15 protein-coding genes are annotated in these 15,630 nt (G+C 69.0%); 5 read left to right on the forward strand and 10 right to left on the reverse strand.

The annotated features are described in order from the left end of the window. Positions 1-20: 20 nt before the first annotated feature. On the forward strand, positions 21-1,085 hold the full coding sequence (locus tag U0177_RS03945) for an ATP-binding protein (protein ID WP_409569290.1): 1,065 nt from the start codon (positions 21-23) through the stop codon (positions 1,083-1,085). Between the two features lie 4 nt (positions 1,086-1,089). Here U0177_RS03945 and U0177_RS03950 read toward each other — a convergent pair whose 3' ends face one another. The 7 genes from U0177_RS03950 to U0177_RS03980 all read right to left on the reverse strand — a co-directional run bounded on the left by U0177_RS03950 (position 1,090) and on the right by U0177_RS03980 (position 6,581). Continuing rightward, positions 1,090-1,680: a VTT domain-containing protein gene (locus tag U0177_RS03950; RefSeq protein WP_409569291.1), complete on the reverse strand. Its 591-nt coding sequence runs from the start codon at positions 1,678-1,680 to the stop codon at positions 1,090-1,092. 83 nt (positions 1,681-1,763) lie between these two features. Further along, positions 1,764-2,660 (reverse strand): anti-sigma factor family protein, encoded by an 897-nt coding sequence (locus tag U0177_RS03955; RefSeq protein ID WP_409569292.1) that lies wholly within the window; start codon positions 2,658-2,660, stop codon positions 1,764-1,766. Between the two features lie 51 nt (positions 2,661-2,711). Further along, positions 2,712-3,320 carry a sigma-70 family RNA polymerase sigma factor gene (locus U0177_RS03960; protein WP_409569293.1) on the reverse strand — a complete coding sequence of 203 codons (609 nt, stop codon included), beginning with the start codon at positions 3,318-3,320 and terminating at the stop codon, positions 2,712-2,714. A gap of 61 nt (positions 3,321-3,381) precedes the next feature. Further along, the gene (locus tag U0177_RS03965; protein ID WP_409569294.1) at positions 3,382-5,001 is read right to left on the reverse strand and encodes a S8 family serine peptidase; all 1,620 of its coding nucleotides are present in this window, start codon (positions 4,999-5,001) and stop codon (positions 3,382-3,384) included. Further along, the gene (locus U0177_RS03970) at positions 5,001-5,534 is read right to left on the reverse strand and encodes a hypothetical protein (protein ID WP_409569295.1); all 534 of its coding nucleotides are present in this window, start codon (positions 5,532-5,534) and stop codon (positions 5,001-5,003) included. Before U0177_RS03970 ends, U0177_RS03965 begins: the two co-directional genes overlap by 1 nt. 36 nt (positions 5,535-5,570) lie before the next feature. Continuing rightward, complete coding sequence (locus U0177_RS03975) at positions 5,571-6,440, reverse strand: metallophosphoesterase family protein (RefSeq protein ID WP_409569296.1); 870 nt, start codon at positions 6,438-6,440, stop codon at positions 5,571-5,573. Positions 6,441-6,443: 3 nt separating this feature from the next. Further along, positions 6,444-6,581 (reverse strand): hypothetical protein, encoded by a 138-nt coding sequence (locus tag U0177_RS03980; RefSeq protein ID WP_409569297.1) that lies wholly within the window; start codon positions 6,579-6,581, stop codon positions 6,444-6,446. 236 nt (positions 6,582-6,817) lie between these two features. Here U0177_RS03980 and U0177_RS03985 point away from each other — a divergent pair, with 236 nt between their 5' ends. Then, complete coding sequence (locus tag U0177_RS03985; protein ID WP_409569298.1) at positions 6,818-7,285, forward strand: NUDIX domain-containing protein; 468 nt, start codon at positions 6,818-6,820, stop codon at positions 7,283-7,285. 129 nt (positions 7,286-7,414) lie between these two features. Continuing rightward, positions 7,415-8,746: a glycosyltransferase gene (locus U0177_RS03990; RefSeq protein ID WP_409569299.1), complete on the forward strand. Its 1,332-nt coding sequence runs from the start codon at positions 7,415-7,417 to the stop codon at positions 8,744-8,746. Positions 8,747-8,858: 112 nt separating this feature from the next. Here U0177_RS03990 and U0177_RS03995 read toward each other — a convergent pair whose 3' ends face one another. The 3 genes from U0177_RS03995 to U0177_RS04005 form a co-directional block, all read right to left on the reverse strand. Beyond that, positions 8,859-10,265 carry a cytochrome P450 gene (locus tag U0177_RS03995; protein WP_409569300.1) on the reverse strand — a complete coding sequence of 469 codons (1,407 nt, stop codon included), beginning with the start codon at positions 10,263-10,265 and terminating at the stop codon, positions 8,859-8,861. A gap of 3 nt (positions 10,266-10,268) precedes the next feature. Continuing rightward, positions 10,269-11,252 carry an N-acetyltransferase family protein gene (locus tag U0177_RS04000; RefSeq protein ID WP_409569301.1) on the reverse strand — a complete coding sequence of 328 codons (984 nt, stop codon included), beginning with the start codon at positions 11,250-11,252 and terminating at the stop codon, positions 10,269-10,271. 650 nt (positions 11,253-11,902) lie between these two features. Next, entirely contained in the window at positions 11,903-12,745 is an 843-nt protein-coding gene (locus U0177_RS04005; protein ID WP_409569302.1) for an ABC transporter substrate-binding protein, read from the reverse strand. Positions 12,746-12,858: 113 nt separating this feature from the next. Between U0177_RS04005 and U0177_RS04010 the strand changes: the two genes are divergently transcribed. Then, positions 12,859-13,545, forward strand: coding sequence for a hypothetical protein (locus U0177_RS04010; protein WP_409569303.1), 687 nt, complete (start codon positions 12,859-12,861; stop codon positions 13,543-13,545). A 54-nt stretch (positions 13,546-13,599) separates the two neighbouring features. After that, positions 13,600-15,558, forward strand: a complete 1,959-nt coding sequence (locus tag U0177_RS04015; protein ID WP_409569304.1) for an AAA family ATPase — start codon at positions 13,600-13,602, stop codon at positions 15,556-15,558. Positions 15,559-15,630: the final 72 nt, after the last annotated feature.

Below are 15,630 nucleotides of genomic sequence, written 5' to 3' on the forward strand. Positions count from 1 at the left end.
GACGAGATTTTCTTTCGTCCTTGTTTTTGGTCTTTGATCCTTCGTCCTTTGTCAATCATATGGACGAGCTGCTGCCCTACCCGTTCCTCGCCATTGTTGGCCAGGCCGAAATGAAGACCGCGCTCACGCTGACGCTGGTGAACCCGCAGATCGGCGGAGTGCTGCTGGTTGGGCCGTATGGCGTGGGCAAAACCACGGCAGTGCGCGCGCTGGCCGACCTGATGCCGCTGATCGCACGCGAGGAGCCGGGCGACGACGGCCAGCCCGTGACGCGGCAGGCGCCCATGCGGATCATCGAGCTGCCGCTCAACGCCCGGCTTGAAGACGTAGTAGGCGGCATCAACGAGCGCGTTGCGCTCGAGCAGCAGCGCATCCTGCTGGAAGAAGGCGTGCTGGCCAAGGCGCACCGCAACCTGCTGTACATCGACGAGATCAACCTGCTCGACGCGCGCGTCGTCGACGCGATCCTCGACGCCGCCGCCCAGGGGCGCACCTTTGTGCGCCGCGGGCCGATGACGCGGCTCTACCCGGCCCAGTTCGCGCTGGTCGGCTCGATGAACCCCGAGGAGGGCACGCTACGGCCGCAGATTCTCGACCGCTTCGGGCTGCGGGTGTGGGTCGCCCCGCTCGCCGAGCGCCGCCAGCGCCTGGAGATCTACCGGCGCACGCGCGAGTTTCGCCAGAGCCCCGAGGAGTTCCGCGCGCGCTTCGCCGGCGAGCTCGGCCAGCTCAAGCACGAGATCGCCACGGCACGCGAGCTGCTGCCACACGTGCAGGTGCCGCCCGATGTCGAAGATTACGCGCTTGGCTGCATTCAGGCGCTCAAGATCCCTTCGCACCGCGCCGAGATCGCGCTGCTCGAAGGCGCGCGCGCCCGCGCCGCCGCCGACAACCGCGATGTTACGACGCGCGCCGATGTCGCCACGATCGCGCCGCTGGCGCTGCGCCAGCGCCGCAGCCTGCAGATCGAGAGCTACGCGGCGCAGATGGCCGCCGAAGACGCGGCGATCGAGCAGGCGCTGCGCCAGGTCGGGGGCGAGGCCGCCGCGCCGCGCCGCCGCAGGCCGCCAAAGCCGCGCGCCTGAGCGCTCAGCCGGCCGCGCAGAACTGGATGCCGGCGGCTGCGATAATGCCAATGCGGATCATGCGGCTGAGGAACACGGCCGTGAAAAACAGCCAGTAGGGCACGTCGAGCGCGCCAGCCGCCAGCCCGGCGACGTCGAAGGCCGGGTTTGGCGGCGCCGAGAGCCCGAACAGCACCACGAAGGCGCGCCAGGGGTGCTGGAGCTGGCGGTGCACCCACAGGTAGAAGCGCGTCTCCTCGATAATCGCGCGCCCCGTTCGGCCCACAAAAAACGCCACCGACTCGCCCAGCGCCGAGCCAAGCGCGCCCGCGACGATAACCAGCGGCAAGTTGTCGCTCTGCGCGGCCATGCACGCCACAATCGGAATATATGGCGTCGGCACGATCGTCGTGGCGTTCGCCAGTAGCGTCACCAGAAATACGCCCAGGTAGCTGAAAGCGCCCAGGCGCCGCGCGAGATCCGGCGGCAGCAGCGCGTAGGCCAGCACGTTCAGCACCACCGCCACCACGCCGATAGCAATGGTGCGGATGGTGGCGCGCCGCTTGGCGGCGGCTTGGTCAGTGCTCGGGGCGGGTTGGAGTGATTCGGAAGTCATCGCCGCGTTTCTGCTGGGCCGCCATACGCGGGCTTCACCCTGGTATGGCGGCCTCGGTCGATACCGGAGCGCGTCGCCCGGCGCTAGCGCCGGCGCAGGCGCAGCCACGCGCCGAGCGCTAAAATCACCAGCAGCGCGCCCAGCGCCAGCCACACCCCGCCTGGCGAGCTAGCCACTGGCGCCGGGGCGGGCGGCGCGGTCGGCTGCTCAAGCGTGGTGGTGCCGGGCGACGAGCTGCCCGATGTGGCGATCGGCGCGCCGGGCGTTGCCGCCGCGATACCCGCCGCGCCAGGCGGTGGCAGGGTAGGCTGCGGGGCCTCGGCCTGGGGCGCCGACCCGGCCGCCGGCGCGCTGTTGTACTGCGCAAGATCGTCGGTGGGCGCGGGCGAGGCGGTTGGCTCTGCCGGCGGCGCGGCCACCAGCGACACCTCGGGCGTGGCCTGCGCTGGCGCGGCGCTGTCCGCCGCAGGCGCGCTCGTCGGCTCGGCGGCGGCGACCGGAGTGTTGGCAGGCGCAAGCATGGGCGCGGCAGCGGCAGGCGCAGCGGTAGCTTCAACGGCCTGCCTGGCTGCGGCTGGCGCCTTTTCGGCTGCTGGCGCGGCGGTAGGTGCCGAAGCGGCCATCGGCGCTGTGGCCGGGCTGTTTCGGCCAAGCTCGCGCGTCAGCACAAAGCCAAACACCACCAGCAGCGTGGCCGCCACCAGCGCCGACCCGAGCTGCATCCACGGGAACGACCAGATCCGGCGCGGCGCCACCGTGGCTGCGTCGAGGGTGAACGAGCGTGGCGGGCGCACCGGCGCGAGATCGCGCAGCAAGCCCACGGTGGCGCGCAGATCGTCGAGCTGGGCGCGCAGGGCCGGCTCGCGCTCGAGGCGCACTTCCAGCGCGGCCCGCTCGGCATCGCTCAGCTGCTGGTCGATATACGCCGAGAGCAGCTCGATGTCGTATTCATTCGGTTGTCGATCGGGATGTGTCGTCATATCCATGGTGTGCCGAGTCGTACGAGCAACCCAACACGTGTATTCGTTACGTCATCTTAACGTATCACCCTCATGACGGTAGCGCGCCGGCAGAAGTTCCCCAGCCTTGAGCACATCGCGCAGACGCGCGCGCCCGCGGCTCAGGCGCGATTTCACCGTGCCGAGGTTGGTGTTGGTGATCTGGGCGATCTCTTCGTAGGCCAGCCCCTCGATATCGCTGAGGATCAGGATGATCCGCTGCTCGTCGGGAAGCTCGGCCAGGCCCTGCTGGATCGCCGCGGCCAGCTCGCGGCGCAGCGCGAACTCGGTGGGCGACTCGGCGGTGTCGGCGATCTGGAGCGGCGCGGCGTCGTCGGATTCTTCGGTCTCGAGGTCGAGCGATACGGTGGGGCGCCGCTTGCGCGAGCGCAGCAGATCGTAGCAGGTGTTGGTGGCGATGCGCAGCATCCACGAGCGAAACGAGCCGCCCCGAAACCCGCGCAAATTGCGAAACGCCGAGAGGAACGCGTCCTGCGCGGCATCAGCGGCGCTGTCGGGGTCGCCGAGCATGCGGTAGCATACGTTGTAGACCCGCCCCTCGTACGTGCGCACCAGCGTGTTGAAGCTTTCGACATCGCCACGCTGAGCACGCTCGACGATACGTCGCTCCTCGTCTGCCATTGTGTGTGTTGCTCCGGCGCAGAAGTGCTCGAACGCGCCTAGTATAGCATAGCCTTGCGGCTCACTCGAAGCGCAGGAGTGTCTGGCCTACCTGGATGATATCGCCGCGCCGCAGTGGCGTGGCTGCAGCCACGCGCTGGCCGCCAAGGTAGGTGCCGTGGGTGCTGCCGGCGTCTTCGATCGTGATCTGCCGGCCATCGTTGCGCAGCAGCGCGTGGCGGCGCGAGATCGTCGCGTCGCCGAGCAGCAGCACGGCGCAATCGTCGCCGCGGCCGATCAGCGCGCCTGAGCCGCCCAGCGGGTAGCTGCGGGGCTGGGCCGGCCCGGCCACCACGCTGAGCACGCCCCACTGCGCCGGCGTTGCGGCGGGCGCGGGCGCCGGCTGCCACTGCGGGCCGGGCGGCGGTGCGCTATAGGTAGGCGCGGCGGGCGCGGCTCGCGGCCGGCGCGCCAGCCGAAACAGCCCAAACAGCAGCAGCGCGAACAGCAGCACGCCGCCACAGGCCAGCACCCCGGCGATCAGCAGCAGGTCGCGCGCAAGGCCACCTGCGCCGCTCACGCTGCCGGGCACCTCCACCGCCAGCGGGGTAGGCGACGGGCCGGCTGGAGCCGGGCGCGCGGTCGGCCGTGCGGCCGGGGCCGGAGTGGCTTCGGCGGTAGCGGTAGGCGCGGGCGCGCTGCCCCCCAGCGCCCTGCAGGCGTCGATACGGCCGGTGCCAAGGTAGCCCTTCGCCGCCAGCGTGGCGTTCTGCGCCGAGATATCTACGACATTCTGCTTCAGCGCCTGCTCGACCTGCCGCCAGTCCCAGTCGGGGTGGGCCGAGAACAGCAGCGCCGCCAGCGCCGACACAAACGGCGTAGCCTGCGAGGTGCCGCTCATGTAGTCGTAGCCGGTGCTGAAGCGCTCGCTGCGCGGCACCTGGCTGGTGAGGTACACATCGTAGGTTGGCATTGTCGAGAGGATATGCACGCCCGGCGCGGCGACGCTGACCCACGGGCCGGAGTTCGAGAAGTCGGCCTTGATGTCGTTCTCGTCGGTCGCAGCCACCACCAGCACATCGGGGTTATCGCCGACGATCGCGTTCTCGAGCGGCAGAAAATCGTTGCCGGCGGCCACCACCACCAGCGAGCCCTTGCTCTGGGCGTAGCGGATCGCGCTGGTGACCTGCTCCGAGACGGTGTCGGCGTCGATGGTGAGCGAGGCGCCGAGGCTGAGGTTGATCACCTGCGCGCCTTTGTCGGCGGCGTAGCGCACGCCGCGCGCAATCGCGCGATCCGAGCCGGCGCCTTTGGCGTTCATCACGCGCACGGGCAAGATCCTGACGCCGGGCGCCAATCCAACAACACCCTCGTTGTTGTCGAGCGTGGCGGCGATGATCCCGGCGACATTCGTGCCGTGCCCGTTCTCGTCGCTCGGGTCGTCGTCGCCATCCACAAAGTCGCGCCCATCGGCGCGCAGCCGGCCGACCAAGTCGGGGTGGCGCAGGTCGACGCCGCTGTCGACAACGGCGACTGTCACGTCGGGGCTGCCGAGCGTGCTAGCCCAGGCGCACTGCGCGCCAACTTGCGCGAGGCCCCACTGCTCGCCGAAGCGCGGGTCGTTGGGCGCCTCGGGGCTCGCCTGCGTGAGCGCGGGCGCAAGCGCGAGTGCGAGCAGCATAGCCGGCAGGAGGCGTTTCATCAGCGTGGCATTGCGGCGCTATGGAGGTACCACGCACCTTCGAGCTTGGCCAGCTCGAAAGTGGTGTCGATCGCGCGCTCGCCGGTTTTGCGCGTATCGCCCAGGTTAAGCGTATAGTGCATCGTGGCCGTCCAGCGCACGTGGGCGCGATCACCGTCGTTGTCGAGCAGCTCGTAGCGCGCGTTCTCGAAACTCGCCGCCTCGAGATACTCGACATAGGCGCGCACCTCGGGGCCGATCTCGCGCCGGTAGATCGTCGGCTCGACCGCCGCGAGCATGGCGTCGGCGTCTCTGGCCTCGATCGCGGCCGCGAAGCCCTTCACCACCTCGAGCGGGCGGGCGTCGTTGCGCGGGTCGTTGGCGCGCAGCAGCAGCAGCCCCACGCCCGCAGCGACCAGCAGCGCGGCGGCCAGCACGGCCCAGCGCCACCAGCCCGGCAGGCGCGGTCGCGGCGCGGCCTGCGCCAGCAGCTCGGGCGGCGGCGTCAGCGGTTGGGTTGCGGGCTTGCGGGTGGTGCTCGGCTCGATCGGCATGGCTCACTTCACCACGGCGCCTTTTCAAACAGCTTCCTAATCGGTCGCGAGGTCGGCGTCGACCACGCGCTCGGAGCGTGGCAGCATGTACACCCCGGCCGAGCGGCGCGGAAACACATGCTCGGCGATTGGCACGAATCGGCCGGCATCCTCGAGGAACATATGCTGGCCGATCTTGATCACCTGGTCTTCGATTTCGATCACATTATACGAATTCTTACCGCGCTCGCGGCCCTTGCCGCGCCGCGAGGTGGTGGTGCCGCTCTGGCAGATGATCGTGCCCTGGCGCAGATCCGGCCGCACGTCGAGCGTAGTGCCGACGTACGAGACATGGATGTGGCCACACAGCAGCAGCTCGACGCCGCTGCGATCGAGCAGCTCGACCGCCTGCTCGGCGTTTTTGATCATGTTGCGGCGCTCGGCGCCCGGCGGGTTGACGACGTGGTGATGCAGCACCGCCACTTTGCACGTGCCGGCCGGGAAGCGGCTGAAGTGTCGCTCCATGGCCGCGATCTGCTCGGGCGAAAGAAAGCCGCCGTCGACCGTCCGGCCGTGGGCGGTGCAGCCGCCCACTACCGCGAGGCCGGGGCGCTCGAACACCGGGTTGAGATCGGGCGAGATATGCTTGCGGTAGGCGTTGTACGAGCGAAACAGCCGGTTAAACACATTGAACAGCGGCACGTCGTGGTTGCCTGGCACCACCAGCCGCGGCTCGGGCAGCGTCTTGAGGTAGGCGCTGATCGCCCGCCACTGGCTCGGGAAATCGGCGCGCTGCACGAAATCGCCCGAGGCCACCAGCAGATCAGGCTTGAGGTCGTGCGCCTCGCGCGCCACCTGCTCGGCCAGCCGCGGCAGAAATGGCGGGCCGGCGTGCAGATCGGAGACGTGCATGAGAACATAGCGCACGGGCTATTCCTCCGGCGCCGCGGCCACCGCCACCCGCGATTTCTCGCGAGCCAGCTGGTAGAGCGCGCGTAGGATCAGGATGATCTCGACGCCAAAAGCCGCGACGAAGATATATTTCACGGTTGGGATGACGATCTCCATGGTGTTCCCCTTCTACAACCAGTGCCTTGCGCATGGCCACAACGACTCGAAGGCTTGCTCGCACGCTTTGACCGTGCCCTGCTGGCAAACGCGCCTGCCGGAGATAGGCCAGTGCTTCCGGCGCACTTCGCAAACCCAGGCGGGCAGGCCGCATCGCCAGCAACGATTGTAGCATAAAACCACCGGCAAAAGATAGTATAATGGCGCCCCAGGAATGATCACCTGGGAGGTCGGCGATGACCGTGAATTATATGCGCTGGCTGCGGAGCTATGTAGGCCACCAGCGCGTGCTGCAGCTAGCGGCGAGCGCGTTTATCCGCGACGCGCAGGGCCGCGTGCTACTGGGCCGCCGCAACGACGTCATGCTGTGGGCGCCGCCGTCGGGGGTTGTGGAGCTAGGCGAGACGCCCGCGCACACACTGGTGCGCGAGGTGCTGGAAGAGACCGGGCTGCACGTAAGCATCGAGCGGCTGATCGGCCTATATACCGGCCCGGACTTCGAGTGGACCTACCCGAATGGCGATCAGGCGCAGATCGTGACGGCGTTCTTCGACTGCCGCGTCGAGGGCGGGTCGCTTGCGCCCGACTACACTGAGTTTATGGATCTGCGCTACTTTCCCGCCGAGGCGCTGCCCGCCGTCATGCCGCGCTGCGTGCGGATGCTGAACGATGCCTTCGCCGGCCGCGCGGGCGTGTTCGATTAGCCCTCGGGCGTGCGCAGCCGCATTGTTCGGCACCTGAATGCGGCAGTTCTGCATGCGCCAGCATGGGCTCAGCTATCTTCCGTGTGCGGGCACGATCAATCGCGCCCTCTACGTCTTTGAGCATCGAGCATGAGACGGATCGCCTACGCCAGCCCGCTCAACCCCGCGCCGTCGGGGATCTCCGATTACAGCGAGGAGCTGCTGCCATTCCTGGCACAGTACGCCGAAGTGGTGGCGTACGCCGACGACGGGCTGCGGCCGGCGAACGCCGAGCTGCTGCAGCACATGGAGGTGCGGCCGATCGGCCAGCTCGAGCGCGACCAGCGCCGCCGCCGCTATGACGCGATCGTGTACCACATGGGCAACAGCCCGGTGCACGCCGCGATCTGGCGGGCCATGCAGCGCGTGCCGGGCGTGGTAGTGCTGCACGAGTTCGTGCTGCACCACTTCATGCTGAACTACGCCGCGGTGGTCGAGCGCGATGTCGAGCGCTACCGCGCCGAGGCCGCGCAGCGCTACGGCGCCGAGGGCGAGCGCGTGGCCGAGCTGATGCTGCGCGGGCGCTTTGTCGAGGCCGCCTTCGACCTGCCGTTCTGCGAGCGGGTGCTTGGCGCGGCCGAGGGCTTGATCGCGCATAGCCGCTATGTGCTCGGGCGCGCCGCCGCGCTGCGCCCCGATCTGCCGGCCGCGCACGTGCCGATGGGCGTGCCGCTGCCGCCGCCGATCGACCGCGCCGCCGCGCGCGCGCGGCTGGGGCTGCCGGCCGACGCGCTGCTGCTGGCCTCGTTCGGCCATATCAACCCGTACAAGCGCGTCGACGCGGTGCTGCGCGCGCTCAAGCTGCTGCGCGCCGAGCATGCCAACGCGCGCTACGTGCTGGTTGGCAGCGTCTCGCCAAACTACGACCTGAGCGCGGCGATCGCGCGCGCCGGCCTGGCGGATGCCGCCACCGCCACCGGCTACGTCGGCCGCGCCGCGTTCGAAGACTACGTCGCCGCCGCTGATATCTGCGTGAACCTGCGCCACCCCACCGCCGGCGAAACCTCGGCCAGCCTGCTGCGGCTGCTGGGCGCGGGCAAGCCCACGCTCGTCACCGCCAGCGGCTCGTTCGCCGAGCTGCCCGGCGGCATCGCCGCACAGGTCGATCTGGATCGCAGCGAGGGCGACCTGATCGTGGCCTACTGCCGGCTGCTGGCGGCACGCCCCGATCTGGCCGTGGCGATGGGCGCCGCCGCGCGCGCGTATGTCGCCCGCGAGCACACGCTCGAAGGCGCCGCCGCCGGCTACATGCGCTTCTGGCGCGCGCTACGGCTGGGGCGATACGCCCAAGCTGCGCCAGCCGCTGTGGCAGCCCGCCGCCGCGAGCCAGGAAACCACCACCCCGCAGCCGGCAGCCGCAGGCCCGAGCCACCCGCCGCGCGCCGCCAGGCTAGGACCACGTGCCGCGAGGTCGGCGATTGAGCCGATCGCCCAGGCGCTGGCCGGGCTTGGCGCGAGTGAAGACGACGCGGCGCTGCTCGGCGCGACGGCGCGCGCGCTGGCGGATCTGGGCACAGCTGCGGAGTGATTTGCCTCACCCCAGCTCGACCATCTGGCGCACATTGCCGCGCACGCGCACTGGGCGCGGCAGGCTGCCCTGCGGCAGCACGTGCATCGGCATACCCCAACGCGGCGACATCGTGATCTTCACCCGGCGGTCGATCCGCGCGCCGGGCGCCAGCTCCAGACGGTAGCGCTGGAGCAGCAGCGCCAGCACGATCTTGATCTCGATCGTCGCGAACGTCGAGCCCAGGCACATGTGCGGCCCGGCGCCAAACGGCATGTACTCGTAGGTGCCAGGGGCGATCCGCTCCCAGCGCGCCGGGTCGAAGCGCTGCGGGTCGGGGTACAGCGCCGGCGAGTGGTGCGTGATGTACGGGCTGACCGTCACGGTGGCGCCGGCCGGCAGCGTATGCGGCCCAAGCTGCGCCGGCCGGGTGGTGTAGCGCATCATGAACGAGGCCGGCGGCAGCAGGCGCATGCTCTCTTTGAGCACGCGGTCGAGCAGCGGCAGGCGCGCAAGCTGCTCGACCGTCGGCGCGCCGCCGCGCAGCACGCCGGCCAGCTCGTCGCAGAGCTCGGCCAGAATGCGCGGATGCTGCGACAGCAGAAACAGCGTCCAGGTCAGCGCGTTCGAGCTCGTCTCGTGCCCGGCGATGAACACCAGGCTGGCCTGGCCGATCAGCTCCTCGTCGGTCAGCGCTACGCCGTCGTCGTCGCGCGCCTCGATCAACATGCTCAGCACGTCGGGCTGGCCAGCCGGGCTGGCGCGCTTGCGGGCGATCACCGCCTGCACCCGCGCCTCGAGCTGGTCGGACAGGCGCAGCAGCTTGCGAAACGGCGTCGCCGGCAGATCCCTGGGCAGCAGCAGCACACCGCCCGACTCGAGCGTGGCCATCCAGCTGTCGATCAGCCGGCCCACGCTGTCGGCGTCGCCGGCCGCATCGACGCCAAACAGCGTGCGCGAGGCGATGCGCAGCGTCAGGCGCTGCATGGCGCGGGCGATGTCGAGCTGCTGGCCGACCTGCCAGGTATCCAGCTCGTGCTCGGCCAGCGCTACGATCGCGTCGCGATAGCCCTCGACGCGCTTACGATGAAAGGCCGGCAGCATCAGCCGGCGCTGCTGCTTATGCGTGTCGCCGTTCATACTCAGCAGGTTGCGCGTCAGGCGCGCCAGCGCGCTGTTCGGCGGGGTGGTGAGCGGCGCGATCGCCACCGAGTGGAACAGCGCCGCGTCGGACAGCACCTGCTGGTTGTAGGCCGGGCCGAACGCGAACATCCACCACTGGTAGCCTTCCTGCACGCTCGCGAGCTCGCCATACTGGCGCCGCAGCAGCGCCATAAACGCGATCGGGTCGCGCAGAAACGCCAGCGCCTGGCCGCGCCAGCCAAGCGGCGCGCGCGGGCCTGGCACACGAGCTGAGCGTATTGTGGTTGCCATGCTTTACCCTGGTAGCTCGAGCGCGCGCTCGAAGAGCGTCAGGCCCTCGCGCTGCTCAAAGCCGAACTTGCGGTTGATCGCCAGCATGCTCGGGTTGTTCGACTCGACGGCGGTGCGGATCTCGTGGCAGCCGTGCGCGCGCGCGTACTCGATCGTCGCGAGCTTCAGCGCCATCGCTACGCCGCGCCCACGGTACGCCGGGTGAATGGCGGTGATGCGCTGAAACAGCCGCCCTGGCCCATTCGCGTGAAGAAAGCTCATGCCGGCGTAGCGCTCGCCGTCGCGCACTACGAAGAACGCCTCGGGCAGCGACTCGGGCAGACCGATCGCCTGGTGCTCGAGCCACTCGGGCGGCGGGCTGGCGTGCGGGTCTATCGGGATCGGCACGTCGCCGGCCACCAGCGCGTACAGCTGGTGCAGCGGCGGCAGCCAGTCGGCGCCGCGCGCGATCTCGTCGGCCAGCGTGGCGATCGTCAGCCCGCCCAGCTTCGCGTAGGCGGCGAAGCGGCTAGGGTCGCACGCGCGCGGGTCGAGCACAAACGCCCAGCTTTGCAGCTGCGCGCGGAAGCCACGCCGCTCGAGCGCCGGGCGCAGCGCGGCCTCGCTGTCGTCGAGCTCGATCAGCAGGCCGGCGGCGCGGCGCCCGGCCAGGTCGGCCAGCAGCCGATCGTACAGGCGCGCGCCCACGCCGCAGCCGCGCTGCTCGGGGCGCACGCGCAGCACGCACCAGAAGCGGCCGGGCGGCGGCGCCCAGTCGACCTCAAAGGCGTAGGCATAGCCTGCCGGCACGCCATCGCAAGCCGCCATGTAGCGCGTGAGCGCGCGCCCGGCCTGCGCAAACGATTCGTCGAACTCGCGCCAGTCGGCGGCATCGCGGAACTCGTAGTCGAGCGCGAACTGCGGCGGCGTGCTGGCGCCGATCGCCGCCAGCGCCGCGTACTCGGCGTCGGATGGCGCGAACGCGCGGATGGAACACGTCTCGGGCACGCGGGTACCTCGTCGGTGGAAGTTTCGGGCATCTGAAATTAGTGTACCACACAAGCCTGTACGCCGTGTGGGCAAACTTCATTTACCCAGGGCTGGTGCAAAGTCTTTCGACCCTCTCTCTACCCCCTCCCCTGACAGGGGAGGGGTGACAGTCTGGCTGTTTGCAGGCCGCGGCGGCGACCGCACCACACAGCCAACAATAATCCCCTCTTCCGCGTGCGGGAGAGGGGGTAAGGGTGAGGGCCGACGTTGCACCAACCCTGTTCATTTACCCGAGCTACGCGGTGGGAGTTCGGGGCGGCAAAGCCGCCCCGAAAACTTCCTTTTGGCTGGTCGCGGCCACGGCGTTGGCCGCGACCAGCCAAAAAGAGTGATGTTGGAGGGCTTGCGCCCTCCAAGCCTCCCACGCGGGAGGACACCGCGTCACTCGTGTCATTTACAGGTATGGTATGCTATCGACAGAACACATGCAGGTAGCACATGCCAGCATCTTCCGCCGAAACTGCACCGGCGGCAAGCCGCTCGACGCATTCCCATTCGGCGAGGCCGTGCGGCTGCTAGGCGCCTAGCTTCGGGCGCGCCTGACAACCAGCACACGCTCCTGGCCACCGCCCTCGGATGCGCAGGAAGCGATACCGGAAGCATACTGCTCACTCGGCCGGCGCTGCGACAAACCACCTGGCGCCGTTCTGCTCGAAAAAGCCCTCGCCGCGCAGATCCTCCAGCGCACGGTTCACGGCGTCGCGCAGCTGGTAGGCCTCGGCCGGCATCGCCAGCGCGTACGGCTCGAGCGTCAGCGCCGGCCCGACTGTCTTCAGCCCTGGCGCGTGCCCCAGGTCGATCAGCGCCGCCGCGTTGTCGACGATCGCCGCGTCAGCGCGGCCGGCGCGCAGGCTGGCCAGCGCGGCGGCGGGCGTGTCGTAGGCTGCGTCGACGCGGATGCTCGCGTCGCCCGCCGCCAGCCGCCGCGCGAAGGTGTCGGCGTCGGAGCCAAGCGGCACCGCCAGGCGTTTGCCCGCCAGATCGGCCTGGCCGCCAATCGGCGAGCCGGACGGCACCACCAGCACCTGCCCTGCGTTGAAGTAGAACGTCGAGAAGCCGGCGCGCCAGCCCTGCTCGGGCGCGTAGGGCAGAGCCGAGGCCGCCAGGTCGGCCTTGTAGGCCGCCAGGTCGTCGTAGATCGAATCGAGGTTGCCGGCCACGAACTCGGCGCGCAGCCCCAGCTTGGCCGCCACCGCCGTGGCCAGGTCGATGTCGTAGCCGATCGGCTGGCCGTCGCGCAGCGCCGAAAACGGGTAGTAGCCGAAGTCGACCGCCACGCGCAGCGTGCCACGCGCGCGCGCCGCCGCCCACACCGGGTCGGGGCCCTGGCCGCCCAGGCTAGCGCCCAGCTGCACCGCCGCCGCCAGCAGCGCATAGGCCAGCAGCGCCGCCAGCGCCAGCCAGCCAAGCCGCCCGCCCAACAGCCGCCGAAGGCGTTGCCATGCATCCAATCGAACTGCTCTCATCGTATGCTTATTCAAATCCGTTGCGATTCACAAATCGATCCAGTATACTTCAGCTTATCGAAAAAGGCCGCCCATAACCGTTACGTAGGATGACGACGATGGAAGAAATTCGCGAACCGCAGCAGCCTTCGCATACCCCGATCGTCTATGCCCAGCCAGTTGCCCCCGCGCCACAGCCGCCAGTCTACGCCGCAGCTCCAGCGCCCGCCATCCGCGCCAGCCGCTTCACCCGCACCCGCCGCTTCGTGCGCCTGTTCGTACGGCGCCTGTGGTACGGCGCGGCGGTGGTTGGCCGTGCGGTGCGCCCCTACGCCGCGTTTGTGTCGATCATTGTGGTGCTGCTTGGCGTGATCGGCTGGATGGCGTACATGCTGTGGGGGCCGAAGCCGAGCACACCCGTATTTCAGCGCGCCGACTCGCTGCCGCCCACCATCGCGGTCGAGCACTTCATCGAGGGCCAGCAGAACTTCAACGCCGACATGATGTGGGAGGCATACAGCACCGACTACCAGGCCTCTCAGCTGGCGAACGGCGCCACCAAGGCCACGCTGCAGGCGCAGGCCGATTACCAGCGCAACCTCGGGCTGAAGTTCGTGCACTACGACTATATCGGCGGCATCAAGGAAGGCAACGGCGGCCTGTACTTCTACACCGTCGACCTGAAGCTGCGCAACCAGCAGCGGCGCTTCCCAATGATCTTCCGCGCCGACGCCGACGGCAAGATCGTCGAGATCGACTCGCCGCTGGCGCCGCAGAACGGCACCGGCAGCTCAAACGGCCAGTAACCCCCAGCGTCTCTCGCCGGCCCGATACCATTCAGCAAGAAACGGAGTGTTGCGATGGCTTTGGAACCCTATAGCCCGCCATCCGATCAGCGATACCGCGACGACCTGGATCGTGAGATCGACCAGAAGATCGACAAGATGCTCGAGCGCTGGCCGAGCAAGACGTGGCGGCTCATCCGCCGCACCATTCTGATCGTCGTCGGCATCTACCTGTACTGGAACTATGTCGCGCCCTCGGTGACGGCCTGGGTGTCGCAGGGCAACCCGGTGCTCGACGCGCTGATGTTCGCCTTCCAGATGGCGCTGACGATCGCGCTGGCGATCATCCAGTTCGTGGCGATCTTCTGGTTCCTCGGCCGTGGCCGCACCTACTGGGTGAAGCCAGGCGAGACCGGCGTGTCGTTCAAGGACTACCGCGGCAACCCCGAGGTGCTCGAGGCCGCGCGCCGCATTGTGACGCTGCTCAAGGGCGCGAAGGAGTTCAAGGACATGGGCGGCGAGGCCGTGCGCGGCCTGCTGCTCGTCGGCCCGCCCGGCACCGGCAAGAGCTACCTGGCCCAGGCGATCTCGACCGAGGCCGGCGTGCCGTTCGGCTACGCCAGCGCGCCCTCGTTCCAGAATATGTTCGTCGGCGTCGGCCCGCTGCGCGTGCGCATGCTCTACAGCAAAGCGCGCAAGCTCGCCAAAGAGTACGGCGCCTGCATCCTGTTCATCGACGAAATCGACGCGATCGGCGGCGCGCGCAGCTCGAGCATGGCCGGCGGCATGATGGGCATGGGCGGCGGCATGATGGGCAATATGATGGGCGCCGGCATTCTCAACGAGCTGCTGCTGCAGATGGATCCGCCGCCCCAGGAGGTCAAGTGGTGGCGCAAGACGCTGCGCAACCTCGGCCTGATCCAAAAGAAAGTCGACATGCCGGCGGTGCTGACCATGGGCGCCACCAACCTCGTCGAGACGCTCGACCAGGCGCTGCTGCGCCCCGGCCGCTTCGACCGCAAGATCGTCGTCGACCGGCCCGACGGCGACGGGCGCAAGGAGATCATCGAGTACTACCTCAGCAAGGTCAAGCACGAGCCCATGCCCATGGATCGCATGGTCTCCGATACGATCGGCTACACTCCGGTGGCGATCAAGTATGTGATCAACGAGGCGGTGATCCACGCGCACTTCGATGGCCGGCTGGCGATCAACTACTGGGATTTCACCGCCGCGCGCGAGGTGCACGAGTGGGGCCTCAAGCAGCCGATCCGCAACCTGGCCTATGAAGAGCGCCGCGCCACCGCCTACCACGAGGCCGGCCACGCCTACCTGCAGGCCAAGCTGATCAAGCGCGAGCGCATCTCGAAGGTGACGATCGTGCGCCACGGCCAGGCCGCCGGCTTTGTCGGCAGCAAGCCGCTCGACGAGCACCACATCCCCAACAAGCAGGAGATCCTCGACGACATTACCGTCACGCTGGGCGCGTTCGCCGCCGAAGAGACATTCCTCGGCTACACCACCGCCGGCGTCTCGATGGATATGATCCAGGCCACCGACGCGGCCACGCGCATGGTCGGCTACTGGGCGATGGACGACAGCTTCTTCTCGTATGGCGCGATGGGCGGCATCGCCACCGGCGAGATCAAGCCGCGCGTCGAGCGCATCCTCGATCAGCAGTATCGCGTCGCCAAGCGCCTGCTCGAAGCCAACAAAGAGGCGGTGATCGCGATCGCCGAGGCGCTGATCCTGCGCAACGAGCTGACCGACATCGACGTGAACGAGATCCTCGCGCGCGTCGAGGCCGCCCACCCGTTCACCGACCCGCGCGCCATCGAGGCCCGGCCATTCGGCCTGCTGGGCACGCGCCCGCTGCCCGAGCCTACCAGCATCCGCCGCAATGGCCGCAATGGCAACGGCAAAGCGCACGAGCCGCTGCCCGAGGTCACGATCCCTGCCGCCTCGCAGGCCCCGGCCGACCCCTACGCGCCCACCGGCGCGATCGAAGCCGCCCCCGACGACCCGCAGCCCTAGCGCCGACCGCGCGCTCGCTTCTGTGCGCCGCCCCGCTCTCGTACTGTGAGCGGGGCGGCTGTTTTTTGGGGC

The sequence above is a fragment of the Kouleothrix sp. genome, from assembly GCF_046328425.1.
GTDB lineage: Bacteria > Chloroflexota > Chloroflexia > Chloroflexales > Roseiflexaceae > Kouleothrix.